The 25153-nt window shown below is 68.4% G+C and carries 23 protein-coding genes and 2 pseudogenes; 13 read left to right on the top strand and 12 right to left on the bottom strand.

The window, feature by feature from the left end:
* Positions 1–61: 61 nt before the first annotated feature.
* A complete protein-coding gene (locus ACIQAC_RS27620) occupies positions 62–742 on the bottom strand; it encodes a response regulator transcription factor (RefSeq protein ID WP_073941673.1) in 681 nt (226 codons plus the stop codon).
* Positions 739–2067 (bottom strand): sensor histidine kinase, encoded by a 1329-nt coding sequence (locus ACIQAC_RS27615; RefSeq protein ID WP_402195319.1) that lies wholly within the window; start codon positions 2065–2067, stop codon positions 739–741. Before ACIQAC_RS27615 ends, ACIQAC_RS27620 begins: the two co-directional genes overlap by 4 nt.
* Positions 2068–2332: 265 nt before the next feature.
* On the opposite strand from ACIQAC_RS27615, the gene phoU reads away from it, so the two are divergent.
* From phoU to ACIQAC_RS27590, 5 genes and pseudogenes are all read left to right on the top strand, one after another.
* Complete coding sequence (gene phoU / locus ACIQAC_RS27610; RefSeq protein WP_402195318.1) at positions 2333–3022, top strand: phosphate signaling complex protein PhoU; 690 nt, start codon at positions 2333–2335, stop codon at positions 3020–3022.
* Between the two features lie 109 nt (positions 3023–3131).
* Complete coding sequence (locus ACIQAC_RS27605) at positions 3132–3287, top strand: hypothetical protein (protein ID WP_402195316.1); 156 nt, start codon at positions 3132–3134, stop codon at positions 3285–3287.
* Between the two features lie 991 nt (positions 3288–4278).
* A complete protein-coding gene (locus ACIQAC_RS27600; protein WP_402195313.1) occupies positions 4279–4770 on the top strand; it encodes a hypothetical protein in 492 nt (163 codons plus the stop codon).
* Between the two features lie 849 nt (positions 4771–5619).
* Positions 5620–6306, top strand: coding sequence for a hypothetical protein (locus tag ACIQAC_RS27595; protein ID WP_402195310.1), 687 nt, complete (start codon positions 5620–5622; stop codon positions 6304–6306).
* A gap of 31 nt (positions 6307–6337) precedes the next feature.
* Positions 6338–6535, top strand: a pseudogene (locus ACIQAC_RS27590) (hypothetical protein); the annotation flags it as partial.
* Between the two features lie 48 nt (positions 6536–6583).
* Here the strand turns inward: ACIQAC_RS27590 and ACIQAC_RS27585 are convergent.
* Both ACIQAC_RS27585 and ACIQAC_RS27580 read right to left on the bottom strand, forming a co-directional pair.
* Positions 6584–7783: a protein kinase family protein gene (locus ACIQAC_RS27585; RefSeq protein WP_402195309.1), complete on the bottom strand. Its 1200-nt coding sequence runs from the start codon at positions 7781–7783 to the stop codon at positions 6584–6586.
* A 412-nt stretch (positions 7784–8195) separates the two neighbouring features.
* A complete protein-coding gene (locus ACIQAC_RS27580; RefSeq protein ID WP_402195307.1) occupies positions 8196–8579 on the bottom strand; it encodes a hypothetical protein in 384 nt (127 codons plus the stop codon).
* Here ACIQAC_RS27580 and ACIQAC_RS27575 point away from each other — a divergent pair.
* Both ACIQAC_RS27575 and ACIQAC_RS27570 read left to right on the top strand, forming a co-directional pair.
* Positions 8524–8727, top strand: coding sequence for a helix-turn-helix domain-containing protein (locus ACIQAC_RS27575; RefSeq protein ID WP_402195305.1), 204 nt, complete (start codon positions 8524–8526; stop codon positions 8725–8727). The genes ACIQAC_RS27580 and ACIQAC_RS27575 overlap by 56 nt on opposite strands.
* Positions 8727–10002, top strand: a pseudogene (locus ACIQAC_RS27570) (tyrosine-type recombinase/integrase). The gene ACIQAC_RS27575 and the pseudogene ACIQAC_RS27570 overlap by 1 nt, the downstream one beginning before the upstream one ends.
* Before the next feature lie 665 nt (positions 10003–10667).
* Here the strand turns inward: ACIQAC_RS27570 and ACIQAC_RS27565 are convergent.
* Positions 10668–11429: a phosphoglyceromutase gene (locus ACIQAC_RS27565; protein ID WP_402195303.1), complete on the bottom strand. Its 762-nt coding sequence runs from the start codon at positions 11427–11429 to the stop codon at positions 10668–10670.
* A gap of 161 nt (positions 11430–11590) precedes the next feature.
* Here ACIQAC_RS27565 and ACIQAC_RS27560 point away from each other — a divergent pair, with 161 nt between their 5' ends.
* Positions 11591–12880, top strand: coding sequence for an MDR family MFS transporter (locus tag ACIQAC_RS27560; protein ID WP_402195302.1), 1290 nt, complete (start codon positions 11591–11593; stop codon positions 12878–12880).
* Positions 12881–12899: 19 nt separating this feature from the next.
* Here the strand turns inward: ACIQAC_RS27560 and ACIQAC_RS27555 are convergent, their stop codons facing one another.
* On the bottom strand, positions 12900–13445 hold the full coding sequence (locus ACIQAC_RS27555) for a DUF2000 family protein (RefSeq protein WP_402195299.1): 546 nt from the start codon (positions 13443–13445) through the stop codon (positions 12900–12902).
* A 130-nt stretch (positions 13446–13575) separates the two neighbouring features.
* Between ACIQAC_RS27555 and ACIQAC_RS27550 the strand changes: the two genes are divergently transcribed.
* Entirely contained in the window at positions 13576–14331 is a 756-nt protein-coding gene (locus tag ACIQAC_RS27550; protein ID WP_402195297.1) for an AraC family transcriptional regulator, read from the top strand.
* Here ACIQAC_RS27550 and ACIQAC_RS27545 read toward each other — a convergent pair.
* From ACIQAC_RS27545 to mshA, 3 genes are all read right to left on the bottom strand, one after another.
* Positions 14301–16067, bottom strand: coding sequence for a glycosyl hydrolase family 28-related protein (locus ACIQAC_RS27545; RefSeq protein ID WP_402195294.1), 1767 nt, complete (start codon positions 16065–16067; stop codon positions 14301–14303). The two genes, ACIQAC_RS27550 and ACIQAC_RS27545, sit on opposite strands and share 31 nt — an antisense overlap.
* Positions 16068–16187: 120 nt before the next feature.
* Positions 16188–16691 (bottom strand): YbjN domain-containing protein, encoded by a 504-nt coding sequence (locus ACIQAC_RS27540; protein ID WP_402195292.1) that lies wholly within the window; start codon positions 16689–16691, stop codon positions 16188–16190.
* Between the two features lie 14 nt (positions 16692–16705).
* Positions 16706–18046, bottom strand: coding sequence for a D-inositol-3-phosphate glycosyltransferase (gene mshA / locus ACIQAC_RS27535; RefSeq protein ID WP_402195290.1), 1341 nt, complete (start codon positions 18044–18046; stop codon positions 16706–16708).
* 245 nt (positions 18047–18291) lie between these two features.
* Here mshA and ACIQAC_RS27530 point away from each other — a divergent pair, with 245 nt between their 5' ends.
* The 3 genes from ACIQAC_RS27530 to ACIQAC_RS27520 all read left to right on the top strand — a co-directional run bounded on the left by ACIQAC_RS27530 (position 18292) and on the right by ACIQAC_RS27520 (position 22230).
* The gene (locus ACIQAC_RS27530; RefSeq protein WP_402195288.1) at positions 18292–19104 is read left to right on the top strand and encodes a class I SAM-dependent methyltransferase; all 813 of its coding nucleotides are present in this window, start codon (positions 18292–18294) and stop codon (positions 19102–19104) included.
* A gap of 224 nt (positions 19105–19328) precedes the next feature.
* Positions 19329–20411 (top strand): C40 family peptidase, encoded by a 1083-nt coding sequence (locus tag ACIQAC_RS27525; RefSeq protein WP_402195698.1) that lies wholly within the window; start codon positions 19329–19331, stop codon positions 20409–20411.
* Between the two features lie 463 nt (positions 20412–20874).
* The gene (locus tag ACIQAC_RS27520) at positions 20875–22230 is read left to right on the top strand and encodes a PP2C family protein-serine/threonine phosphatase (protein ID WP_402195285.1); all 1356 of its coding nucleotides are present in this window, start codon (positions 20875–20877) and stop codon (positions 22228–22230) included.
* Positions 22231–22474: 244 nt separating this feature from the next.
* Here ACIQAC_RS27520 and ACIQAC_RS27515 read toward each other — a convergent pair whose 3' ends face one another.
* The 3 genes from ACIQAC_RS27515 to ACIQAC_RS27505 form a co-directional block, all read right to left on the bottom strand.
* On the bottom strand, positions 22475–22816 hold the full coding sequence (locus tag ACIQAC_RS27515; RefSeq protein WP_402195696.1) for a DUF2516 family protein: 342 nt from the start codon (positions 22814–22816) through the stop codon (positions 22475–22477).
* 128 nt (positions 22817–22944) lie between these two features.
* Positions 22945–23613, bottom strand: coding sequence for a hypothetical protein (locus tag ACIQAC_RS27510; protein ID WP_402195283.1), 669 nt, complete (start codon positions 23611–23613; stop codon positions 22945–22947).
* An 83-nt stretch (positions 23614–23696) separates the two neighbouring features.
* Entirely contained in the window at positions 23697–24188 is a 492-nt protein-coding gene (locus tag ACIQAC_RS27505) for a helix-turn-helix domain-containing protein (protein ID WP_402195280.1), read from the bottom strand.
* 189 nt (positions 24189–24377) lie between these two features.
* Between ACIQAC_RS27505 and ACIQAC_RS27500 the strand changes: the two genes are divergently transcribed.
* Complete coding sequence (locus ACIQAC_RS27500; protein ID WP_402195277.1) at positions 24378–25139, top strand: SMI1/KNR4 family protein; 762 nt, start codon at positions 24378–24380, stop codon at positions 25137–25139.
* Positions 25140–25153 lie beyond the last annotated feature (14 nt).

Here is a 25153-nt window from a genome sequence, read left to right as displayed (position 1 = left end):
AAGGGCGGGGCCTCCTCGGGAGGTCCCGCCCTTTCGTGTGGCGCGTGGGTGCGGTGCCGGTCTACGGCTCGAACTTGTAGCCGAGACCGCGGACCGTCACCAGGTAGCGCGGGGCGCCCGGGTCCGGCTCGATCTTGGCGCGCAGGCGCTTGACGTGGACGTCGAGGGTCTTGGTGTCGCCGACGTAGTCGGCGCCCCAGACCCGGTCGATGAGCTGCATACGGGTCAGCACGCGGCCCGCGTTGCGCAGCAGCATCTCGAGCAGGTCGAACTCCTTGAGAGGCAGGTCGACCTTGGAGCCGGAGACGGTGACGACGTGACGGTCGACGTCCATGCGGACAGGACCGGCCTCCAGGGCCGCCGGAGCGACCTCCTCGGGCTCGCCGCGGCGGCGCAGTACGGCCCGGATACGGGCGACGAGCTCACGGGACGAGAACGGCTTGGTGACGTAGTCATCGGCTCCTATTTCGAGTCCGACGACCTTGTCGATCTCGCTGTCCTTGGCGGTGACCATGATGACGGGGACGTTGGAGCGGCCCCGCAGCTGGCGGCAGACCTCGGTGCCCGGCAGGCCGGGCAGCATGAGGTCGAGCAGGACGAGGTCGGCGCCGTTGCGCTCGAACTCGTCGAGACCGTCGGGCCCGGTGGTCGCGACGGCGACCTCGAAGCCCTCCTTGCGGAGCATGTACGACAGGGCGTCGGAGAAGGACTCCTCGTCCTCGACGACGAGCACTCGGGTCACGGAAGGACCTCCGGGGCGGAAAGCGTCTGGTACGCGGTTGACTCGGGGGATGTGTCGTGGGACGAGCTTGCGGCCTGCCCGGCCTCGTCGTCGAGGGCCGGGTGCTGTTGGGCCCGGTCACGGGCGACACCCGCCTCCGGCAGCCGCAGGGTGAAGGTGGAGCCCTGTCCCTCGGAACTCCACACCGTGACCTCTCCGCCGTGCGAGGCGGCCACGTGTTTGACGATCGCGAGCCCCAGGCCCGTGCCGCCCGTGGCACGGGAGCGGGCCGGATCGACGCGGTAGAAGCGCTCGAAGATGCGCTCCTTGTCCTTGCCGGAGATGCCGATGCCCTGGTCGGTCACGGCGATCTCGATGGCGTCACCGCCGGACGCGCTCACCCGGCGGGCTGCTATGCCGACGCGGGTGCGGGCCGGGGAGTAGTTGACGGCGTTCTCGACGAGGTTGCCGAGAGCGGCGGCGAGCTGGCCGCGGTTGCCCCAGACGTGCAGGTCGGCGGCGGTCACCCGCTTTCCGCCGGCACTCTCGCCGGACGGTCCGTCGGGCCCTTGGATGGCGGCGACCATGGTGATCTGCTTGGTGCCGGCCGCGTGGCGGCAGCGGTCGATGGCCTCGGCGACCAGTTCGTCCACCCGCACCGGCTCGGCGTCCTCCAGCGGGTCGTCGTTCTGTACCCGGGAGAGGTCGATGAGCTCCTGGACCAGGTTGGTCAGGCGGGTGGCCTCTATCTGCATGCGCCCGGCGAAGCGCTGTACGGCCTCCGGGTCGTCGGAGGCGTCCATGACCGCCTCGGACAGCAGGGAGAGGGCACCGACGGGGGTCTTGAGTTCATGGCTCACGTTGGCGACGAAGTCGCGGCGTACCGCCTCTATCCGCCGGGCCTCGGTGAGGTCCTCGACGAGCAGCAGCACCAGCCGGGAGCCGAGCGGGGCGACCCGGGCGGAGACGGCGAGAGCCTCGCCGCGGCCGGTGCCACGACGAGGCAGGTCGAGTTCGACCTGGCGTATCTCACCGTCGCGCCGGGTGTCCCGGGCCATCTGGAGCATGGGTTCGACGGCGAGTTTGCCGCCGCGCACCAGTCCCAGGGCGTACGCCGCGGAACTGGCCTTGACCACGGCGTCGGCCTCGTCGAGGACGACGGCCGAGGACCGGAGTACCGACAGGACGGTGTCCACGCCTGGTGGGAGCACCGGGTCGGTGTGCAGGGAGGTGCGAGTGGGCCGCTTCAGGTCGCGCTCGCTCCAGCGGAACGCCAGCATGGCGATGACACCGGTAAGCACCCCGGCGATCGCTGCCGCTGCGGCGACCGCCGCGTTCACGTCCATGCACCCAGGTTAGGCATGGGACACGCCGTGACCACAGCCATCCGTGTGCGACCTCGAACACTCGTCGCCCAGAGTTCACCTTGGAGCCAGTATCGGTTCATTTGGGATGGCCGATTCGGACGCGTACACCGTCGAGGGTGAGAGCGTGGGGTCCGCAGTGTCCGACGCACCACAGGGGCACCGGCCGAGGACACCCCCGCGCGACGTCGTACGGCAAGGTCGGAACCCGAAGCACCCCTGGAACAACGTACGAGAGGGAACCCAGATGCGGGACGCGTACCACGAGGAACTTGATTCGATCGGCGACGGTCTGGTGGAGATGGCCCGGCTGGTCGGATCGGCGATCGGTCGCGCCACGACGGCGATCCTCGACGCCGATCTGAAGCTGGCCGAAAACGTCATCGAGGGCGACCAGAAGATCGACGAACTCCAGCACGACCTGGAGGCCCGAGCGATAGATCTGCTGGCCCGCCAGCAGCCGGTGGCGACGGATCTGCGGATCGTCGTGACGTCGCTGCGGATGTCCGCGGACCTGGAGCGCTCCGGCGACCTCGCCCAGCACGTGGCGAAGCTGACCCGGCTGCGGTTCCCCGAGCGGGCGATCCCGCACGACCTGCACGCCACCATCCTGGAGATGGGCCAGCTCGCGCAGCGGCTGATGGCGAAGGCGGCCGAGGTGATCATCACCAAGGACGTCGACCTGGCGATGCAGATGGAAGCCGACGACGACGCGATGGACCTGCTCCACCGCACGCTCTTCCAGCACCTGATGGACGACCGCTGGAAGCACGGCATCGAGACGGCGGTCGACGTGACCCTGCTCGGCCGCTACTACGAGCGCTTCGCCGACCACGCGGTCGCCGTGGCCAAGCGAGTCGTCTTCCTGGTGACCGGCGAACACGCGGACGCCCTCCAGCAGGACGTACAGGCACTGCCGGGGGTGGAGGGCGCCTGAGCCCCACCGCCGGCAGGGCCGGGGGCGCGCGCGAGCCTCGATGCGCCGTTGATGCGACCGCCGTACCGGGCATCCAATGGGCACAGGCAACTGCCTTGAGGAGGGACCCATGTCCGAATCCCCCAGCAAGACGCCCGATCCCACGCAGGACCGCCCGACCGAACAGCCCGCCGAACTCCTGAGCCTCCCGCTGATCGCGGCGTGCGGCTGCGGTTCGGGATGCACCTGCGGCTGCCAGCAGGGCAGCCCCTGCCAGTGCGGCTGACGGCACACCGGATATCCCGAACACAGGGGATCTCCCGCACACACGAGGGGCCCCGTACCGCGGTACGGGGCCCCTCGTCGTGGGGTGCTACTTCTTCTTGCCCTGGGTGTTGCCGGGGGTCTTGGGGAGCTGGGTTTTTGCTGTTCAGGGGCAGTGGGATCGGGCGCCTGGCGGTCGTCGTTGGTCGTCCTTGGCCGCTGTTGAGCAACCTCGGACGGCCCAGAGACGGCCCAGCTTCGGCGCGTCGACTGACGGCCGGCATCCTCGATGCGCGCCGCCTGAACCTCAGCCGAAGACAGTCAGCCACGACGGCGGGTGCGCTGACCGATCACGCACGCGTATGCCTCGCGCCACCCCCACAGGCCTTAGCCACGCTGTCGATGCCCTTGACCAGGGCAAGCCGTGACGGCCGACCTGTGACGACAGCGCCAGAGCTCTCAGCTTGGGAAGCTGCGAGCGTTTGGGGCCGCTTTCGTCGCTGACCAGGGTGAATGGCCATGGTGTGGCCTCATCGCACTCGGCCCGATTACCGTGGTTCCCCGCTGTTCCCCCTCGATCTGGTGCGGCAGCGGTGCGACGCTCAGCGGGTTGCGCGTCCCTACCACTTTCGTCACTTGTCCGTGAGCTGGTAGCGACCCAGCCCGTGGCGCCCCAAGCAGTCACCAGGGCCGAAACCGGTGGATGACCGGCTGTGCATGTAGGGCATCTTGTACGTCTTGTACCAAGACATTGCCTGGCAACTCCTGCCCCACGGATCATGATCGAGTTACGGGCTCTCAGAAGACCGGCGCGACCAGCTGCACTCACCCTCGCACGTGAGCTGCGCATAACGAATGCCGCAATTGCCCTGCACAGGGCCGTGGCACCGGGTAGCTTTCCCTGCCTTGGGGATGCCGGGAGCTGTCTGCGCCCGGCCGAGCGGGGAGGTACGGGAGTGGTGGGTAAATCGGCAACTGTGCTCGGCCGGGAGATTGGCAAAACCGGTCGACAGATGAACCTGCTGCTGCATAGGTATGGCTACCTGACAGGCGAGCCAGGCGCGTACTCCCTAACCGACAAGGGAGAGAAGTACGGCACCCAAGAGGACCATTACAGGGGCAACGTCAGGTCCCTGCACTACTACCGGCAGTGGACCACAACGACCTGGAGCGATGAGACTCTCGCGGCTCTGCTGAATGACATCACCAATGCGCCAACTCCGCCTGAGCCCGCCGAGTCGTTCCCTGCCGACGACGTGACCGTTGCCGAAGCCGAGCCGGTTGGTGCCACTGACCGGGGTCCATCCGATAGCACCGGTGCGCGAGTCGATCTGCGAATGATTGCGATCGCTGCTGCGCTGCTGGCCGGGGCGAAGGCTGCGCAGATCGCGGCTCCGCACGCGCAACGCTGGTGGTCTGAGACTGCCGTGCCCGCGACATCGCGCGTGCTGAAGCGTCTGAAACGGCAGGACCCGGCGGACAACGACGGCGAGACGGAAGCCTGAGGCCGCTGTCGCGGTAGAAGGCATCAACAACACGGGGGCCTCATGGAGTAGGGAACGATCGTCACCGTGTTGCGGAGATCGGTTTTAGGACGGCCCGGGAGGGTGCTCGTCCATGAGCACCGCGTTAGGAGTTCGATCCGAGCGTGCTCTGGCGGCTGTCGGCGACTGGTGCACGGTCGGACAGAGACGCTGGTGTGCGCCCCCGTCCGGCGTCGTTGATGTCAGCCGTGGATGTCAGAAGCCTTCTGATCCGTAGCTATACAGAGAACGGTCATCTAGGAAGCCATTCTCGGCTTATGTGCACACAAGTGCAGCTAGGAGACTTGAATGCCCTATCAGAATCCTCTGGAAAGCGGATCCTCTCTATGGAGAGATTGGAACTTTCCAAATCCGGACGGCCGTGGAATTGAACACCTCATGTGGTCTGATCGAGAGTTCAAAGATTCCTGCGGTTCTCCGAATTGGGAGGGGCCCAAGGAGACCTTTGGTCCACTTGTGCTCTATTCGACAAGCACAGGCACGTATCCGACGGGTGTTCTTCGTCCAAGCCTAGCTGCCAGAATGCTGACAGAGTACAGGGGGCCGAGGGAGTCGGAGGGGGCGCGTCTTCATGCGCAGCATGACACTGGTCTAAGCACTGGCGATGAGATCTCATCCCTCATATCCCTACTTCTCGGAGTAAGGATTAGAGATGGAGGTCCTGTCAGGGTTTTCCCAGCGGGGGGTGACCCCTCTGGATTTCCATGGTATGGACACCACTCGCCTCCAGCTCTTTTGGAGTCTCCTGTTCGTGCGCGTATCTTTCCTCCGCCAGGTGAGGAGGAAGTAAATCTTGCCGGGTGCGATCCTATGCTTTCTAGCTTTGGGGCGCTGTCGCCCGTCATTTCTACGGTTTTAGTGAAGGCGGCGCATCACTATGCGAACGGCCTATGGATTGCTGAGGCCGACCCTGAACAGGCGTGGTTGCAACTCGTAACTGCCTTGGAAGTAGTTGCCGTGCATCATCAGACTGAAACCATCGATGCGACCGATGTCTTTCGTACCGCTTACCCTGGTGCAGCGAAGAAGATCGAAGCCGCAGGAGGAGCGGACCTACTAAAAGGTGTCGCGAAATACTTTAAAAAGCTTCTCTCCGCAGGGCGAAGAGTCCAGACTTTTGTGGAAAAGTTTCAGCCGGTCCCCCCGGTAGAGCGCCCAATTAGTTTTTCTGATCGCGTCAACTGGGAAGATGAACTAGTTGATCATGTGAAAAAAATCTATGCTCTTAGATCGGCCCTCCTGCATTCCGGGGCACCGTTTCCTGCTCCCTTGCTCACCGGCGTCGGTGGATCGGAATTGGAAGACGGTGATTACTATCCCGAGAGGCCAAGCGGTGTCTGGGGGAGCGGGCAAAGTGAATGGTATGCTTCTGAGCTTCCCATGCATCTTCATGTTTTTGCGTATGCAGTAAGAGGTGCACTTATTAACTGGTGGAAAGAGTCAGTCCCTCCCAATGAAAACGCCGCCAAAAGCGATGCGCAAGGGGGAATGCGCTGACTTTTAGCGCAGCGGCTCAGGTGCAACGCATGCCCGACTGCTCTTCGCGGCCGGCATCGCCCCGCGCACCGTCATGGAGATCCTGGGACACTCGCAGCTCGCCGTCACGACGAACGTCTACACGCACGTGAACGACGACAGTCGGCGCCCCGGCAGGCTTCGAACCTGCGACACCCGATTTAGGAGTTCGATCTGCGCTCGCTTCAGGTGCTGTCGATGGTTGGCGTGACGGCCACGCGGGGACGCTGGTGTGCACGCCCGTCCAACACCGTTGCTGTCAGCAGTGGATGTCAGAGGCCTTGTCAAGCTGGAGCGTCCGTGGGGGGGTGGCTTCCATTCCCTCAACGTCACCGATTAGTTCGCGCACGCTCCCGTACCGATGTGCGACATCATGCGCCGTACATTTCCGCACGATCTGGCTCGGCGCATCATCTTGGGATAGCAGGACCTCCTTGCCGCTGAAAATATAGGAAAGCACCCAACCGATCGAGTATATTTCATTGCGTACGCCATAGTCCTTGAATCTCTCCAGGGCGGGATCCCGATAGGTTCCGCGCATCTCTGTCTTTGTTCGCGTGGACTCGGAATTCTTACCCTTGGCGAGGCCGAAGTCTGAGAGCTTTACAGGTACAGCCCCACCGTTGAAAGTCTTCACTAGAACGTTCTGGAGGCTGACGTCGCGGTGAAGCAGGCCTTCAGTGTGGATGTAATTGACGCCGTACAAAAATTGAAGTGCAATTCTCTTCCGTGATGAGAATGACAACGTGTTGTTGCGTTTCTTGATGTACTTGCGGAGCGTAGACTCACAAAACTCCATTTGGTATTCATTGCGAGCTGCGTGGTACTGGAATACCTCAACTATGTACGGGAATCTTAGGCGCTTAAGGATCTCGAACTCTTGCTGGAACCGGTAAAGGTCCCGTTCGCTCAAATCATTTTTGGCGCGCTTGACGGCGAATTTGATTCCGTAGTCAGGGTCGACGAACGAGAATACCTTCGCGTACGAACCTTCGCCGATCAGTTGCAACTGGGTGCGTTGGCTGGACTTGTTCAGTTTGCTCTCTGTTTCTGGGCGAGAAAAAACTGGCTTATACTTGATGATTGTAATTTGCTCGAAGTCATCTGGGATAGCGCTGCCTCCGCTGCGCACTAGCCATGAATGGCAGCTCTTTATTGCGTCTGCGTAGGATTCTGCTAAGTTCACCTGCATGCCGGCATGCTTGAGGGAGTCAAGGAAGTTCGTAACTTCCTTGACGAGCGTAAGCATTTCCCTGCTCTGTTCGGCCCAGTAGTGGCGGGTCGTCTCCGCCCTGTCATTGATGGATTCGAAATGCCCGTTCAGCCGCTCGTGAAGGCTGGCGAAGGCGCGGTCGAAACGAGAATCGCTCACGTATAGGCGAAGGAAAGCATTCGAAACTTTCGTGTCCGCATACGAATTCGAGAGGTCGGCCAGCATTAGTTCGATAGGGTCAGCCACTTCTTTATCCCCCTGACGGTTGTTTGTTGCTCGCTTTCCTCCTTGGTGCCTAGCCAGGTTAAGGTTCGTTTGGGACTTGCGGGACGAGAATCCAGGAAGAGGACAAGGTGGGCATCCCGCCCACGACTCGCCCCCGCTCCCAACGCTCACCACGATGTGCCCGCGGCCGGGAACGGTGCCCCCTCCCACCCGGTGCCGGCCGATCCCCCGCCGGAGGCTTCGTCCTTGACCGTGGGCCGGGTTGGTCAGGGGCTAGACCTATGCCGCCGGGCCTATCCACATGTGCGCGGGCGTCGGCGCAGCCGGGGCGGAGCGGGCCGAAGGCAGGAGCGCAGTCCCGAGCGGAGCCGGGAAGCCCGCCCGGCGGAGCGGAGCGCAGCCGGGTACTTGAACCAGTAGAGAAAGTTGTAACTCAGTCGGACGCGTGGGGCTTGAAGTCGTATGCGCGCTCTGGGAGTTCAGCACCCTGTCGGTGTGCGAGCGGCAGGAAGAGCACCGGTCGGATCGTCCACATGATGCGGGTGGTCCCGTGAGTGACCGCGACTGCGCAGGGCTCGCCGTGCAGGAGGGCATGCCGTGTTGCGATGCGGCCCTGATAGAGCCAGACCCACGCGTCGTCGGAAGCCTCGGTATCGAGCGCCGGTGAGATCGTCCGCAGTGCGACGGCAACCCATCTGTCCGCCTGTGGAGGCGAGTACGCATCGAAGGACGCCCGGAGTGCCGGCCGCTGCTCCTGTTCTGTGAGGTCCTGGGTCCAGCATTCGCACCAGAACCTGACTCCCTTGGACGTCGCCAAGCTCCTGGGCGTGCCGATCGAAACGGTGTATCAGTGGCGGCGCAAGCGCACCGGTCCCCGCGGCTTCCGGGTCGACCGGCATCTGCGCTACGACCCCAACGACGTTCGGGCCTGGGTCGAGTCCCTGATGGACGGGGCTGCTGCCTGATGGCCGGGCACATCCAACCGCTGGTACAAGACGGAGACCGGTTCGGACGGCAAGGTTCGGAAGGTCAAGACCGATCGCTACGGCTCCGGTCTCCGGTACCGAGCGCGTTACGTCGGTCCGGACAGAACGGAGAAGGCCAAGAGCTTCCCTGATCGACAGAAGCGGCTCGCTGAACAGTGGCTGGCCCACATCGAAGCGGACATGGCGCGCGGTCAGTACATCGATCCTCGCGCGGCCCGGATCACGTTCCAGCAGTACGCGGAGAGCTGGGTTGCCACGCAGGGCGCGGACCCGAACACTCAGGCGTCGATGAAGTCGCAGCTTCGGTTGCACGCGTTCCCGTACTTGGGTTCGCGCCCTCTCGGCTCCTTCCAGCCTGCGCACATTCGTGACTGGGTGCGGCAGCTTCAGGAGAACGGTGTCCGTGGCTCGTACGCCCGGACGATCTACTCCAACGTTCGTGCAGCTCTGAGCGCGGCCGTGGATGACGGGCACCTTCCACGCAACCCGTGTGCGGCTCGCTCGGTCCAGCCGCCAGCCGTGGACACGAAGCGCGTCGTCCCGTGGACGCCGGAACGACTCTTCGCCGTCCGGGCCGGCATGCCTGAGCGCTTCCAGGCCATGGCCGACCTGGGCGGCGGCTGCGACCTCCGCCAAGGCGAAATCCTCGGCGTCGCTGTCGACGCGATCGACTTCGCCTCGGACACGCTTCACGTGGTCCAGCAGCTCAAGCTAAGCCGGAGCAAGGCCGTCTTCGCCCCGCCCAAGGGCGGCAAGCTCCGGGACGTGCCGCTTCCTGAGCCGGTCGCCGACGCGCTCCGGGTGCACATGAAGCAGTTCCCGCCGGTCGAGATCACCTTGCCGTGGAAGGTGGCAGACGGGCCTCCGGTGACCAAACGGCTGATCTTCACCGGGCCGCGCGGTGGTCATGTCTGGCGGACGTCCCTCAACGAGGAGGTGTGGAAGCGAACACTGGCTTCGGCCGACGTGATCCCCGAGCGGAAACCGGGCGAGTCGTACGCCGAGTCTCGCGAGAACGGCATGCACGCCCTCCGCCACTTCTACGCCTCGGTCCTCCTCGACGGCGGCGAGAACATCAAGGCTCTCGCCGAGTACCTCGGCCACTCGGACCCAGGTCTCACGCTCCGCGTGTACGCACACCTCATGCCTTCGAGCCAGGAGCGCACTCGAAAGGTGGTGGCGTCTGTCTTCAGTCGCCGACGAGAAGAAGAGACAGCGATGGAGATACGACTCTTCAATGGTCACCGCGAATAGATCGGCGAAGACGTTCGCTGAAGGGACGAAAGATCTAGGCTCACGCAGAGACTCACAAGTTGATTGAACTAGCAGTGCGTGAGAGATTGGCATGCAAGCTCTAGTTGGTTCTAGTTGACTCTAGATAGCTCGCGAAGGTTCTAGAAGACTCTAGGACGACCGAGGACCCAGACCCGGTGGCACCCGGATCCAGGCCCTCTTGCAGTCAACGAGCCCGGTCGCGTACCAGCAGACCGGGCTCGCTGCATGCACAGCTCCCGGTCGCAACCGCCCTCGCGCGTGACTCACTCATCGAGCGAGCTGCATCACGCCGGTAGCGATGGTCACCAGTAGGCCGACGCCCGCAAGCCAGACCTGCCACCTCTCGGCACCGGTCCACTTACGAGGCCTGTCCTTCTCAAGACTCACCTCTACCACCTCCCTATCCTCCTCCAACCGACCCGTTGCTCGGGCCGGAGCCTGGAACTCGCGCGCCCCCGCGCCGAGTTCAAGGGAGGTTCAGGTGAGGCGGCATCAGCATACCGGTCACATCGCTGTCCACCGAGGCGTGTAGGGAGGCTTGACAGCAGCCCTGAACCCCTTTCACGGCCCAGCGACGGCCCGGGGGTAGCAACAAGCCCCCTACTAGCGGAGAACCCGCAGGCAGAGGGCTTGATCAGTTCTGCTTACTTCTTCTTGCCCTGGTTCTTTACCGCCTCGATCGCTGCCGCTGCCGCGTCCGGGTCGAGGTAGGTGCCGCCCGGGTTGAGGGGCTTGAACTCGGCGTCGAGTTCGTAGGAGAGGGGGATGCCGGTGGGGATGTTGAGGCCCGCGATGTCGGCGTCCGAGATGTTGTCGAGGTGCTTGACGAGGGCGCGGAGGCTGTTGCCGTGGGCCGCGACCAGGACCGTACGGCCCGTGAGGAGGTCCGGGACGATGCCGTCGAACCAGTACGGGAGCATCCGGACGACGACGTCCTTCAGGCACTCCGTCCGCGGGCGCAGCTCCGGCGGGAGGGTGGCGTAGCGCGGGTCCGAGAACTGGGAGTACTCGGCGTCGATGTCGAGCGGCGGCGGCGGGGTGTCGTAGGAGCGGCGCCAGAGCATGAACTGCTCCTCGCCGAACTCCGCGAGGGTCTGCGCCTTGTCCTTGCCCTGGAGGGCGCCGTAGTGACGCTCGTTCAGGCGCCAGCTGCGGTGGACCGGGATCCAGAGGCGGTCGGCGGACTCCAGCGCCAGCTGCGCGGTGCGGATCGCGCGCTTCTGGAGCGAGGTGTGGACCACGTCGGGCAGCAGGCCGGCGTCCTTCAGGAGCTCACCGCCGCGGACTGCCTCCTTCTCGCCCTTCTCGTTGAGGTTGACGTCCACCCAGCCGGTGAACAGGTTCTTCGCGTTCCACTCGCTCTCGCCGTGGCGGAGGAGGATCAGCTTGTACGGTGCGTCGGCCATGGGTCCGAGCGTAATAGAAGGGTCCGATCGCCCGCACGGGCCTCCCGCCTGGCGGACGGTTGACGGGATCTGTTAATTCGCTCGACGCCGGCACACCCCGTTCGTAAGTTCTGAAAGCGGCTGTCGCCGCTTACTCGAACGTCGTGTCATCCGGGGGTCCCATGTCCGTCGCCGCTCTCAGACGTGCCGTCAGCGACAGCGTCTCCGGACTGCCGCCCGCGTTCTGGTGGCTGTGGACCAGCACCCTCGTGAACCGGCTCGGCGCCTTCATCTCCACCTTCATGGCGCTCTATCTGACCCTCGACCGCGGCTACTCCGCCTCCTACGCCGGTCTGGTCGCGGCCCTGCACGGCCTCGGCGGGGTCGTCTCCTCGCTCGGCGCCGGTGTACTGACCGACCGGCTCGGGCGGCGCCCCACGATGCTGATCGCGCAGGCCTCCACGGCCGTCTCGGTGGCGGTGCTGGGGTTCGTGCACCACCCCGTGGCCATCGCCGGGGTCGCCTTCCTGGTCGGTGCCGCCTCCAACGCCTCCCGGCCCGCCGTGCAGGCGATGATGGCGGACATCGTGCGGCCCGAGGACCGCGTACGGGCGTTCTCGTTGAACTACTGGGCCATCAACCTCGGCTTCGCGATCTCCTCCGTGGGCGCCGGGTTCCTCGCCGAGTACAGCTACCGCGCCGGGTTCCTGCTGGAGGCGGCGATGACCGCGATCTGCGCGGTCGTGGTCTTCGTCAAGCTGCCCGAGTCGCGGCCCGTCCGCTCCGGGAAGGAGGCGGACGCGGAGGACGCCGTGGGGCTGGGGACCGTACTGCGGGACAGGCGGTTCATGGGTGTCGTCACCCTGTCCTTCCTGATCGCGCTGATCTTCCAGCAGGGCTCCGTGGGCCTGCCCGTCGCGATGGGCGAGGCCGGCTTCACCGCCGCGGACTACGGCATGGCCGTCGCCGTCAACGGTGTACTGATCGTGGTGCTCCAGATCCCCGTCACCCGGTTCATCGAACACCGCGATCCGCGCAGGCTGCTGGTGATCTCGGCGCTGCTCGCCGGGTACGGGTTCGGGCTGACCGCGTTCGCCGGGTCCGTCGGGATCTTCGCGCTCACGGTCTGCGTGTGGACACTCGCCGAGATCGTCAACGCGCCGACGCAGACCGGGCTCGTCGTCCGCCTCTCCCCCGTCCACGGGCGCGGCCGCTACCAGGGCATGTACACGATGTCCTGGTCCGTGGCCGCGCTGGTCGCCCCGCTGATGTCCGGCTTTGTCATCGACCGGTTCGGGGCGGAGTGGCTGTGGGGGCTGTGCGCGGTGCTGGGCACGGTGACGGCCGCCGGGTACGGCCTGCTCATGCGGCGCCTCCCGGCACAGGAGCCTGTGGACGCGGGGGCGGACCCGGGGCCGGGGGACGTGGAGGCTCCCGTCGCCCGCGCCAAGCCCGAGGTCGGCGCCGGCTGAGCGGCGGGCCCGCAGTACCTCACGGGTGCATCTGCGCCCCCTTCACCACCTTGTCCACCGCGTTCTTCGGGCCGTAGACCGCGAGCCCCACCAGGTCCAGCGCCGCGGTCGGGACGGCCCGGACCGCCGCGCGGTTGTCGCGGTCGTTGCCGGTGGTGAAGAGGTCCGCGGTGAACAGGGCGCGGGGCAGGGCCCGGGACAGGACGCGGGTGTGGGCCGCGGTCAGCGTCTCCTTCGTACCCTCGAAGACCAGGACCGGCTGGCGGAACATCGGCAGGTAGGCGACACCGTCGCCGTCCGCGTACGGCTCGCCGATCACCTCGGGGAGCTGGGTGCCGAGGCCGCTGACCAGGAACGCGGTCACGTTCAGCCGCTGCCAGGGCTCCAGGTCCTCGCGCAGCAGGACGGCGATCTTCGTGTCGAAGCGGACGGGCTCCGGGGTCATGGGCGTCACGGGGGTCACGGGGGTCACGGGGGTCACGGCGGCGGGGGTGGAGGTCGGGTCTGTGCTCATGGGACGAGACTGCCGACCGGTCCGCGCCACCGTCTTGTACGTTCTTTGCATGGCCCCACCGCGGAAAACTCCCCCGCCGCGGACATCACCCCCACCGCGGGAAGCATCCCCACCGCGGGAAGCGTCCCCGCCGCGGACCGGCGAGACCGTCTCCGCCTGGCGTCCCGGTGTCCCGGGCGTCGTGGAGGTCTTCCACGCCCACTTCACCGAGTACGCCTATCCGATGCACGTGCACGAGGCGTGGACGCTGCTGATCGTCGACGACGGGGCGGTGCGGTACGACCTGGAGCGGCACGCGCACGGCACCCCGCACGACACGGTGTCCCTGCTGCCCCCGCACGTGCCGCACAACGGCGCCGCGGCCACCCCGGAGGGCTTCCGCAAGCGGGTCCTCTATCTCGACTCCTCGCGTCTCGCGGACGAGCTGATCGGGGCCGCCGTCGACACCCCCGACCTGCGCGACCCGCTGCTGCGGCACCGCGTGGGGCAGCTGCACACCGCGCTCGGCCGGCCCGGCGAGGAGCTGGAGGCGGAGAGCCGGCTGACCTTCGTCGCCGAGCGGCTGGCGGAGCGGCTGCGGCCCCGTCTCGGCACCGCCGTCCGGCGCGACGATCCGGGGCTCGCGCGCCGGCTGCGCGAACTGCTCGACGAGAGGGTCGTCGAGGGGCTGTCCCTGGAGGCCGCCGGGCGGCTGCTCGACGCCCATCCCGCCCATCTCGTACGGGCGTTCAGCGGCGCGTACGGCATCGCCCCGCACCAGTACCTGAGTTCACGGCGGGTCGAGCGCGCCCGTGGGCTGCTGCTCACGGGCGCGCGACCGGCCGCGGCGGCGCTCGCCACCGGGTTCTACGACCAGGCGCATCTGACCCGGCACTTCCGGCGGCTGGTGGGGGTGACCCCGGGCCGTTATCGGTCCAGCTCGCGCTGGGCGTCGTAGAGGTTGCGCGGCCGTACGGTGTCCGTCGTGCCGTACAGCTCCAGGCGGCTGTGCAGGTCGCCGGTGAAGTCGGGGACGTCGATCTGGTCGAACTCGCGGACCTCGTTGATGCCGACGGTCGCGCTGTAGGGGGCGAGTCCGTCGATCTTCATCAGGCCCGCGCGGCCGTTGGTGACGCGGATGTTCCAGTGCGCGAAGCGGGCGCCGTGCAGTGGTCCGGCGATCGCGTCGCCGCCGTGCCGGCCGTTGTTGTTGACGGTGATGTCGGTACGCACGTTGGCGAACGGCAGCCCGCGATGGCTGTCGAAGGTGCCCATCTCCATCACACCGCGCGACCAGACGTTGTACGAGGACAGGCCCTCGACGTTGATGCCGTGCAGCTGGACGTTGGAGGGCGCCGGGGTGGTGCGCGCGGCGATCGTGAACTCCTCGACCAGGTTGTCGTGCGAGCCCTCGCGGCAGAAGTACGGGTGGTGCGCGCCGCGGCCCTCGACGCGGGTGCGGCGCAGGGTGCAGGCGGAGGCGGCGACGAGGCCGAAGCCGTTGTCGACGTTGCGGACGGTGACGTCGTCCGCCCAGCAGTCGTACGCGCACTGGAAGGTGACGCCGTTGAAGCCCTTGTCGAGGAGGTGCGGCTGCTGGGGTGTCTCGGCGCACTCCAGGGTGAGGCCCTCGACGCCGGACCCGGTCAGCTCCGGGACGTGGGTGGTGAGGCGGGGGTCCCATTCGGGGCGGACGTCGAGCGGCAGGGGGCGTTCGAGGGTGACCCGGCGGCCCTTCACGCGGGTGACGCGGACCGGCCACTCGTAGGGGACGTACGAGGTCAGCTTGGTCATGGCGGGCCAGTCGTACGCCTCGGTGCCGGGGCCGCCGCCGCACATGTGCTCAAGGAGGGTGTGGTCGGCGTCGTCGGCGAGGCGGAGCAGGACGAGCGCGCCGGGGCGGAGCCCGCGGGCGTCGGCGACGGTGATCGTGTGGGAGCCCTGGCGGGCCGGTTCGACGGTGGTGAGGGTGCTCCACTCGTCGCGCTTGTTGCCGGTCCAGCCCTCGAACGGCCAGGCCTTCGCGCGGATCGCGGTGGTCAGCGACTCCCAACGGGCCGTCGGGGCGAGCCAGATCAGGCCGCCGGCCCAGGACCAGGAGGACTTGTCGCCGCCGTAGCGGGAGCCGTAGACGCCGATCAGCTCGGTGAGGTTCTTCGTCGCGTGCAGTGTGGTGCGACCGCTGCCGGCGCCGCGCAGCACGACGTTGGAGTGGCCCAGGCGGATCACGTCGTCGATGCGGAAGGTGCCGGCGGGGATGAGTACCGTGCCACCGCCGGCCCGTCCGGCGGCGGCGATGGCACGGTTGATCGCGGGTGCGGAGTCGGTCGTGCCGTCCGCGACGGCCCCGAAGTCCCGTACGTCGGCGACGACCCGGCGGCGCGGGAGGCGGCGGGCGCCGGCCTGTGCGCCCGCCCGGCCGACGAACGGGATCTGCGGGTGGGTGTACGGGGAGCGGTTGAACTCGCGCCAGAGGGTGGGCACTTGCGAGCCCTTCGCGGGGTGCGAGCTCTTCGCGGGGTGCGCGCCCGGAGTGGGGGCGGACGGGGTGGCGGCGTGGGCCGGTGAGGTGTCGGCGGCGGTCGCCGACGCGGTGCCGGCGGCCGTCGCCGCGACCGCGATCGCCGTGCCGAGCACCGTGCGTCTGGTGATGCCCTCGTACGCGTTGCCCATGCCCGTCCGCCCTTCCAGCATCCATGGATATGAACGAAGTTCATATGTGCGTCAGCGGTGAGCATGCCACGGGGTCCGAAGCCGGGGAAGAGTTGGCGCAGTGCTTGTTGGAGCGCAGCGCTTGTTGAAGGGGAACGCGACTCAGCTGGACGGGCGCTCGATCAGATGTGTGAACGCGTCCAGGTTCCGTGTCGACTCGCCGCGGGACACCCGCCAGGCGTGCTCCTTACGGATCGCGGTGGCGAATCCCAGCTCCAGCAGGGTGTTGAAGTCGCCGTCCGCGGTCTCCAGGACCTGGCCGAGGAGCCGGTCGACGCCGTCCGGGGTGACGACGGAGAGCGGGAGCCTGCCGGTGACGTAGATGTCGCCGAGCGGGTCGACGGCGTAACCCACGCCGTAGAGCTTGAGGTTGCGCTCCAGGAGCCAGCGGTGGACGGCGGGCTCGTTCTCGTCGGGGTGGCGGACGACGAAGGCGTTGAGGGAGAGCGAGTGGCGGCCGACGATCAGCGAGACCGTCGTCGACAGCTTGCGGGTGCCGGGGAGCTTCACCACGTAGTGGCCGGGCTCGGGGCTCTCCCACTCGATGTCGTCGTCCTTGAGCACATCCTCGATGACCCGCGCCGCCTGCCGCTGTCCAGCCTCCATACGGGGAGCGTACGTCAGCCGTGGTGGGCGCGGGCGCGGCGGCGGTGGGAGTGCAGCGCGGCCGTGTAGACCTCCGCGGTGGCGCCGGCGGCGGCGTCCCAGCCGAAGGACCGGGCGTGCCGGGCGGCGGCGTCGCCCATCCGGCCGGTGAGCGCCGGTTCGTCGGCGAACCGGCCCAGCACGCGCGCGTACGCGGCCGGGTCGTGGCCCTGCACCAGGAAGCCGGTACGTCCGTCGCGCACGGCCACCGGCAGTCCGCCGACGGCGGCCGCGAGGACCGGGGTGCCGGCCGCCTGCGCCTCTATGGCGACCAGCCCGAAGGACTCGCTGTAGGACGGCATGACCAGTACGGACGCGGCCCGGAACCAGTCCGCGAGCTGGTCCTGGCCGACGGGCGGCCGGAACCGTACGACATCCGCGATGCCGAGCCGCGCGGCCAGCTTCTGAAGCCCCTCCGGCTTGGCCAGACCGCTGCCGCTGGGGCCGCCGACGATCGGCACGACGATGGTGCGGCGCAGCTCGGGACGCTCGTCGAGCAGTACGGCGATCGCCCGCAGCAGCACGTCCGGTGCCTTGAGGGGCTGGATACGGCCCGCGAAGAGCGGGATCAGCGCGTCCTGCGGGAGGCCGAGGCGGGCGCGGGCGGCGGCCCGGCCGTCGGCGGGGTGGAAGCGGCCGAGGTTGACGCCGGGGTGGACGACGGCGACCTTGCCGGGGTCGGCCGCGTAGTGCCGGACGAGTTCCTCGGCCTCCTCGGCGGTGTTGGCGATCAGCCGGTCCGCGGCGGCGACGATCTGGGTCTCGCCGATGACCCGCGCGGCGGGCTCGGGGCTGTCGCCGTCGGCGAGGTTGGCGTTCTTCACCTTCGCCATGGTGTGCATGGCGTGCACCAGGGGGACGCCCCAGCGCTGTGCGGCGAGCCAGCCGACGTGGCCGGAGAGCCAGTAGTGGGAGTGGACCAGGTCGTAGTAGCCGGGGCGGTGGCCGGCCCAGGCCTGCATCACCCCGTGCGTGAAGGCGCACAGCTGCGCCGGGAGGTCCTCCTTGGCGAGCCCCTCGTAGGGGCCGGCGTCGATGTGCCGGACGAGGACGCCCGGACTCAGCTCGACGGTGGGCGGGAGGGCGGCGGAGGTGGCGCGGGTGAAGATCTCGACCTCGATGTTGATCGCGGCGAGGCGCTGCGCGAGCTCCACGATGTAGACGTTCATTCCGCCGGCGTCGCCGGTGCCCGGCTGGTGGAGCGGCGAGGTGTGCACGGAGAGCATGGCGACCCGGCGCGGGCGGCGGTGCCCGAGCCGCAGGCGCGAGGAGGCCGCCGAGTGGCGGCGACCGAGCCTGCTCACGTATTGGCTCACGTGCCGTTCCTCCCTGCCGCGGGCATGCCTGTCGGAGGACGTTGAGCGCCCTCCAACCGGATCCAACACCGGAAGGTGGTGCTCCATTTCCGGTCCGGGCATCTTTGCCCAATCATTACCGGGTGTCGCTCAACCGTTCGAGACCTTTCGGAGGAGCGGGCAGGACTTCGGGAGGTCGCGGCGGACGCCCCGGCGGCCGGCGTACGGGCCGTCAAGGGGTGACGGCAGCGCATACCCTCGTACGCATGACAGCCCGCGCAGCCCACCGCCCCGGGGGCGCTGTCCGTCCCGTGGGCGCGGTGACGCGCGGCACCACCAACCCCAACCGCCTGCGCCGTATGGACCGCTGGATCGCCGCCGTGCACGGCGGCGAACTGCGCCGTGCCGCCGACCCCGTGGCCGTCGACCTGGGCTACGGCGCCGCCCCCTGGACCGCCGTCGAACTGCTGGACCGCCTGCGGACCGTCGCCCCCCGCACCCACGTCGTGGGCGTGGAGATCGAACCGGCGCGGGTCGCGGCGGCGCAGCCGTACGAGCGCGAGGGCCTGGTGTTCCGGCACGGGGGCTTCGAAGTCCCGGTCCCCGGGCGGCCCCTGCTGATCCGGGCCGCCAACGTCCTTCGCCAGTACGACGAGCCGGAGGTCGCCGCGGTCTGGGAGCGGCTGTGCGCGCGGCTCGCGCCGGGCGGGCTGCTGGTGGAGGGGACCTGTGACGAGATCGGGCGCCGCCATGTGTGGGTCGCGCTCGGCCCCGAGGGCCCGCGGACCGTCACCTTCGCGGCCCGGCTCGCCTCGCTGGAACGCCCCTCGGACCTCGCCGAACGGCTGCCGAAGGCGCTGATCCACCGGAACGTGCCGGGCGAACCCGTGCACGCCTTCCTCCGGGACTTCGACCGCGCCTGGGCCGCCGCCGCGCCCTACGCCTCCTACGGCGCCCGGCAGCGCTGGATCCGCGCGGTGCGGGACCTGACCGCCGACTGGCCGGTGGCCGACGGGCCGGTGCGCTGGCGGCAGGGTGAAGTCACCGTCCGCTGGCCCGCGTTGGCGCCCCGGACGTGACCCCTTTCCCCAGACCTTCCCCCTCGTTCTCCCGGACGGTCGATTCGCGGGGAACGATCGAGGAACGATCTCGCTGAGTCGTTCGTCACAGAGACTGGGAGATCGTCGTACAACGCGGTGGTCGGGGGATGGATTCACTGCCTCTGTCGCTCCGCGACCTGGCGTGGCACGATCCCTCGGGCGTCCACACGTCACTGACGGTGCATCAGTTGGGGGGCATGGGTATGGGATCGGGCAAGCGCGGCCTGCTCGCGGCGGCACTCACCGTGGTCTGCGCGGTGACGGTGCTGGCGGCACCGGGCACGGCACTGGCCGCCCCGGACCCCACCCCGCCCCGGTCGGGCAGTGGTACGGCGTCGACGCCGGCGACGAACGAGGAACTCGAGTCGATCCGGCTCCAGCTGGAGGACCTCTACCACGACGCGGCCGTCGCCACCGACGCCTACAACGCCGCGGAGGAACTGGCCGAGGAGCAGTCCGCCCAGATCGTCGGGCTGGCCAAGCGGATCGTCGACGGCCGGGAGAAGGTGGCGGACCTGAAGGCGCTGGCGGGCGCCGCGGCCCGTGCCCAGTACCGCTCGGGCGGGCTGCCGCCCGAGGCCCAGCTGATGCTCAGCGACACTCCGCGCGAGTTCCTCGACGGCAGCGAGCGCATCCTCCAGGGCCAGCGCGCAACCGACCACACCCTGGCCGAACTGACGCGGACCCAGCAGGACCTGGAGCAGTACGCCAAGGACGCCTCCACCGGCTGGGAGAAGCTGGAGGCCAACCGCAAGGCCAAGGACGCGGCGAAAAAGAAGATCAAGAAGCAGATCGCGGCGGCCGAGCGGGTCGAGTCCCAGCTGGCGAAGGAGGAGAAGGAGCGCCTCGCCAGGCTGGAGCAGCAGGCCGCCTCCCGCTCCCAGACCGCCTGGCTGGGCACCGGGATACTCGACGACATCGAGGGCCGGGCGACCGCGCAGGGCAAGAAGGCCGTCGCGTACGCCACGGACCAGTTGGGCAAGGCGTACGAATGGGGTGCGGAGGGGCCGTCGACGTTCGACTGCTCCGGGCTGACCTCACAGGCCTGGGCGGCGGCCGGCACACCGATCCCGCGCACCTCGCAGGAACAGTGGCGCCAACTGCCCCGCGTCGGCGTCGAGGACATGCGGCCCGGCGACCTGATCATCTACAACTCCGACGCCAGTCATGTCGCGATGTACATCGGCGACGGGTCGATCGTGCACGCCCCTCGGCCGGGGCGGACGGTGACGATCACGGGGGCGGGGTCCATGCCGATACTCGGGGTGGTGCGGCCGGGGGCGTGACGGCGGGGCGGTCCTGGCTTCGCGTCGGGGCGGTCTTGGCTTCGCGTCGGGACGGCTGGGGTTTTTACGTCGGGACGGCTGGGGGTTCTGCGTCGGGACGGCTGGGGGTTTTACGTCGGGACGGCTGGGGGTTCTGCGTCGGGACGGCTGGGGGTTTTACGTCGGGACGGCCGGGGGTTCTGCGTCGGGACGCACGAGGTCGGCACGGTCGTGACCCGGGCCACGTGACCTGGCCCACGCCCCGTCGGCGGCAAACCCGCCCGTGACGTGACCTTCGTCATCCCGCCCCGATGGGCGCCCTGCCCAACTGCGGTACGGATCGCGGCATATGACAGCGGCGGTGGGCCGAGCGACGTGCCTCACACCATTCCAATCCGGCGCCACCACCCGCTATGGTCCCCGTCGGTAGGTCGAGACCCCTCGCCCTGCCATGCCCTCGGGGGGAGGGAAGGAACCCAGGACAATGCCCGTACCCGTACCGCGGCAGAGAGCGATCCCGGCCGTGGAGAGTGGTCAGGCGCACGCCGCGTCCGCGAAAGGCGGTCCCTCCATGGAGTCCGCGACCGGCGGCCCGTCCATGGCGGAGTCCCCGCGCACGCACCACCCGGCCGAGCGGACCGCCACGACGCCGTACCCGCACACCAGCGGCGGCGCGCTCACCCTGCTGCTGATCGAGGACGACCCGGCCGGCTCGCTGATCGTGCCGGAGCTGATCGACGCCTCCGGACAGCCGATCCGCGTCCGCACGGCCCGCAATCTCACCGAGGCCGGGCGGCTGCTCACCGACGACGTCCAGTGCATCCTGCTGGACCTCGCGCTGCCCGCGCCCGGCGGAGCCACCGAGGGCGACGAGCTGGCCGTACTGCGGCATGTGCTGGAGCTGGCGCCCCGGCACGCCGTCCTCGCACTCACCGCGTCCGGCGACTCCGAGCGCGGCGCCGAGGCGGTCCGTGTGGGCGCCCAGGACTATCTCTTCCGGGACGAGCTGGACGCACGGCTGCTGAGCCGGGCGATCCGCTACGCCGTTGAGCGGAAACGTTCCGACAGCGCCGAGCGGCGGCTCGCCGAGGGGCGGATGCGCGCCCAGGAGAACGCCCGCCTGGAACGCGGCCTGCTGCCGACGCCGCTCCTGGAGGGCTCGGTCCTGCGCTTCGCCGCCCGCTACCGCCCCGGCCGCTCGCGCGCGCTGCTCGGCGGTGACTTCTACGACGTCGTACGGACGCCCGACGGCACCGTGCACGCGATGATCGGCGACGTCTGCGGGCACGGTCCCGACGAGGCGGCGCTCGGTGTGGAGCTGCGGATCGCGTGGCGGGCGCTGACCCTCGCGGGGCTGTGCGGGGACGAGCTGCTGGGGACGTTGCAGCAGGTGCTGGAGCACGAGCGGGACAACGACGAGATCTTCGCGACGCTGTGCACGGTGGACATCGCGCCGGACGGGCGCCGTGCCGGGCTGTGCCTCGCCGGGCACCCGGCGCCGCTGGTCGCCCGGCCCGGCCGTACCGCACGGCTGCTGCCGTACGACAACAACGGGCCCGCCCTCGGGCTGCTGCCCGGCGCGCGCTGGCCGCGGATGCAGGTCGAGCTGGGGCGTGAGTGGAGCCTGATGCTCTACACCGACGGGCTCATCGAGGGGCGGGTCGGTGAGGGGCGCCTGGAGCGGCTGGGGCAGGACGGGATGGTCGACATGGTCCGCCGGCAGTTGGGGGAGGGGCTGCGGGGGGAGGCGCTGCTGCGGGCTGCCGTGAACGAGGTTCGGGAGCTCAATGGGGGCGAGTTGACGGACGACGTGGCTGTGGTGCTGCTTGAACGTGGGTGACGTGGCCTTGCCGGGGGCGGGTTGGTGACTTCGGGTGCGGGTGGGTGGGGTGCCGGGTGCGGGGGCCCGGGCGGGTGACGCCGGGTGCGGGTGGGTGGGGGCTGGTCGGGCCCGCGCGGCGGTAGCCGCAAATCAAGCAGAGCCCCGCGTCCCTTGAGTCAGTGGCGGTCGCCGCAAATCAAGATGAGCCCCGCGCCCCGTCGTGGCGTTGCGGCTCGCCGCGTTCCGTGGAGAACCGCCTGCTCTACCGGCCGCCGTTGTACGGGCCGTAGGGGCCGTCGCTGCTGGAGCCGCCGCCGGTGCGGCGGGAGCGGCCGCCGCCGGGGAGGCTGCGGATCGCCGGGCGGACATCGACCATGTAGACGATGGTGGCGATGAGGCCGAGGACCGGCAGGAACGACAGGATGCCGAAGATCAGGTTCACCACAAGGGCGATACCGAGGATGATCAGCCAGAACGGCTTGGACTGCTTGCTCGCCGCGCGGTAGGCGTCCTCGCGGCGCGTGGCGGCGTCGAACAGCGCGAACGCGCTGAACACGGTCAACGCCAGGTTCAGCAGCGACAGGAAGCTCGAGAAGCCCTGCATCAGCACAACGTCCACCACCCGAATCGGATCGTCTCTACCCGGTCACCGTACCCGCATCCACCGGTTCGCTACCCGGACAACGGGCCGGGCACTCGGTAAGTGCCCGGCCCGTTTCGCGGAACCGCCCGTCACTTGGCCGGGGGCGTGGTCTTCTTCGCGGTGGTCTTGCGGGCGGCCGGGGCCTTCTTCGCCGGAGCCTTCTTGGCGGCGGCGGAAGGGGCGGGGGCCGGCTTGGCCTCGGTCTTGGCCGGGGCGGGCGCCACGGTCTCCTTGACCTCGACGGGCTCGGCGCTCGGCTCGACGACGATCGCCAGTTCCTCGATCTCCTCGGCGGCCTCGCCGCGCCAGGTCTTCACGGCCTGCTCGCCGTGCTCGGCGACCTTCTCGTAGGTCTCGCGGGCCTTGACCACGTACTCGGCGGCGACGCCGACACCGCGCAGCGCGATGTCCTGGGCGCTCTCGCCGATGCGCTTGAGGTCGGCGTCGAGGTTGGTGCCGAGCTTCTTCAGGTCGCCGTCGAAGGAGTTGATGAACTCGTTGACGCGGGTCTGGAGGGTCTCCTGGGTCTCCTTGACCCGGGCGCCGGCCTCCTTGGCGCGGGCGGCGGCCTTGTCCTGGACGGCCTTGGGGTCGGTGCCCCGCACGGCCTCGAACCGGGCCGGGGCCTCGGTACGCAGCTGCTCGACCAGGGTCGGCACCTTCTTCGCCTGCTGGAGGGCCAGGTCGGCGGTGCCGGCGGCGAAGTAGAGGGGGGTCGGGTCGCTGAAGGTCTTGCGCAGGTCGTCGGTGATGGCCATGGTGATGGTCCTCCCGGATTCGCGTTCGGCTGAGGGTTTTGGTGGTGGTCCGCGGCGGGGCGCCGGTTTCTCCCTGGTCCGGTTCAACCGGCTGTCTGCTGCGGGCCGGCATCGTTGCCGTCGGCCGCTCTGGGGCCGCGTACGACGGCGTCGTCGCCGTCGGTGCGGGCATCCGTGTCCGTGGTGGCCGCCGTGAGCGGGTGGCCGTCGGCCACGTGGCCGTTCTCCTTGCGGAACGACTCGTAGACCTGGAGCAGCACCAGTTTCTGCTGCTCGTTCAGCGTCGGGTCGGCGAGGATGACGGCGCGCGTCGCGCCTTCCCGTCGGTGCTCCTCCCCGTCCCGCTCCGCGTCGAGGATGCCGGCTCGCACGTACAGCGTCTCGGCGGAGATCTGAAGGGCCTTGGCGACCTGTTGCAGCACCTCCGCGCTCGGCTTGCGCAGCCCGCGCTCGATCTGGCTCAGATACGGATTCGACACCCCGGCGGCGTCGGCGAGCTGCCGCAACGAGAGCTGCGCGTTGCGCCGCTGCTCGCGCAGATACTCACCGAGATTGCCGACGTTGAGCGATGCCATGCCCCTACTGTGCCCCAACCTTGCTAACTATTGCAAGCATCCGCTTGCAAAAGCACGCGCCACCCGGGTGACGGGGCGCTGCGACTGAGGAGGACTGTCCGTTCTCAATAGATGTGGCGAGTCCCAGTGGTTCTGGCAAACGACATGGCGGAGTCCCGGCGAAGCTGGCTGGCCTGTACGGTCCACCGCATGGTTGACGTGTTCGATGTGGCTCACGCTCTGCGCGGCGGGATACCCGACAGGGCGGGAGCCTGGGCCTTCGTTCGGGACTTTGCCGCAGCGTGGGCGGAGCCGCTCGCCGACAGCGCGGGTACGAGACCGGAGGAGCTGGAGCGGGCCGAGGAGACGCTGGGGCTCGCACTGCCGACCGCGCTGCGCGAGGCGTACTCGCTTCTCGGTACGCGTCACGACCTCACCGGCAACCAGGACCCGCTGCTGCGCCCTTCTGAGCTGTTCGTGCACGACGAGTTCGGTGGAGTGCTCGTCTTCCGCAGCGAGAATCAGGGGTGCGCTTTCTGGGGAGTACGGCGGCGGGACCTCGGTCAGGACGATCCGCCGGTGTTCGTCCAGTCACGGGATGGTTGGGTCCCCTTCCTGGAGCGGGTCTCCCTGGCCTGTGTCGAGCTGATACTCAGCGAGACGCTGCTTGGCAGCGAAGGACGGCTCTACAACGCCTGCGAACTTCCCGCCAGCCTGATTCGAGAGCTGCCGAGCCGGTTCGCGCCGGTGGACTTTCCCGAGTACCCGATGTGGACGGGGAAGGAAGAGTCACCCGTGTGCTGGTTCTCCGCGCCGGGGAAGCTCTTGCGGCTCGACGGACTGAGTGACCACAGCTGGCTGCACGTTCGGGGAAGTACGTTCGCCGACCTGGAGTCGCTCTGCACCGCCCTCCCCAGCCCCTGGGTACGTGGGTACTCAGAGCCGTTGGAAGCCGACGAACTGCCTTTCTAGGCACCCGAGGGTCT

This window comes from Streptomyces sp. NPDC088387, from assembly GCF_044753385.1.
Taxonomy (GTDB): Bacteria; Actinomycetota; Actinomycetes; order Streptomycetales; family Streptomycetaceae; genus Streptomyces.
This window is presented reverse-complemented; position numbering and strand designations above follow the sequence as displayed.

Excerpts from the sequence above, each read along its gene's own strand:
- ACIQAC_RS27615 (WP_402195319.1), bottom strand. The coding sequence starts at position 2,067 with ATGGACGTGAACGCGGCGGTCGCCGCAGCGGCAGCGATCGCCGGGGTG.
- phoU (WP_402195318.1), top strand. The coding sequence starts at position 2,333 with ATGCGGGACGCGTACCACGAGGAACTTGATTCGATCGGCGACGGTCTG.
- ACIQAC_RS27605 (WP_402195316.1), top strand. The coding sequence starts at position 3,132 with ATGTCCGAATCCCCCAGCAAGACGCCCGATCCCACGCAGGACCGCCCG.
- ACIQAC_RS27600 (WP_402195313.1), top strand. The coding sequence starts at position 4,279 with ATGAACCTGCTGCTGCATAGGTATGGCTACCTGACAGGCGAGCCAGGC.
- ACIQAC_RS27595 (WP_402195310.1), top strand. The coding sequence starts at position 5,620 with ATGCTTTCTAGCTTTGGGGCGCTGTCGCCCGTCATTTCTACGGTTTTA.
- ACIQAC_RS27565 (WP_402195303.1), bottom strand. The coding sequence starts at position 11,429 with ATGGCCGACGCACCGTACAAGCTGATCCTCCTCCGCCACGGCGAGAGC.
- ACIQAC_RS27560 (WP_402195302.1), top strand. The coding sequence starts at position 11,591 with ATGTCCGTCGCCGCTCTCAGACGTGCCGTCAGCGACAGCGTCTCCGGA.
- ACIQAC_RS27555 (WP_402195299.1), bottom strand. The coding sequence starts at position 13,445 with ATGCAAAGAACGTACAAGACGGTGGCGCGGACCGGTCGGCAGTCTCGT.
- ACIQAC_RS27545 (WP_402195294.1), bottom strand. The coding sequence starts at position 16,067 with ATGCTGGAAGGGCGGACGGGCATGGGCAACGCGTACGAGGGCATCACC.
- ACIQAC_RS27540 (WP_402195292.1), bottom strand. The coding sequence starts at position 16,691 with ATGGAGGCTGGACAGCGGCAGGCGGCGCGGGTCATCGAGGATGTGCTC.
- ACIQAC_RS27530 (WP_402195288.1), top strand. The coding sequence starts at position 18,292 with ATGACAGCCCGCGCAGCCCACCGCCCCGGGGGCGCTGTCCGTCCCGTG.
- ACIQAC_RS27525 (WP_402195698.1), top strand. The coding sequence starts at position 19,329 with ATGGGATCGGGCAAGCGCGGCCTGCTCGCGGCGGCACTCACCGTGGTC.
- ACIQAC_RS27520 (WP_402195285.1), top strand. The coding sequence starts at position 20,875 with ATGCCCGTACCCGTACCGCGGCAGAGAGCGATCCCGGCCGTGGAGAGT.
- ACIQAC_RS27515 (WP_402195696.1), bottom strand. The coding sequence starts at position 22,816 with ATGCAGGGCTTCTCGAGCTTCCTGTCGCTGCTGAACCTGGCGTTGACC.
- ACIQAC_RS27510 (WP_402195283.1), bottom strand. The coding sequence starts at position 23,613 with ATGGCCATCACCGACGACCTGCGCAAGACCTTCAGCGACCCGACCCCC.
- ACIQAC_RS27505 (WP_402195280.1), bottom strand. The coding sequence starts at position 24,188 with ATGGCATCGCTCAACGTCGGCAATCTCGGTGAGTATCTGCGCGAGCAG.
- ACIQAC_RS27500 (WP_402195277.1), top strand. The coding sequence starts at position 24,378 with ATGGTTGACGTGTTCGATGTGGCTCACGCTCTGCGCGGCGGGATACCC.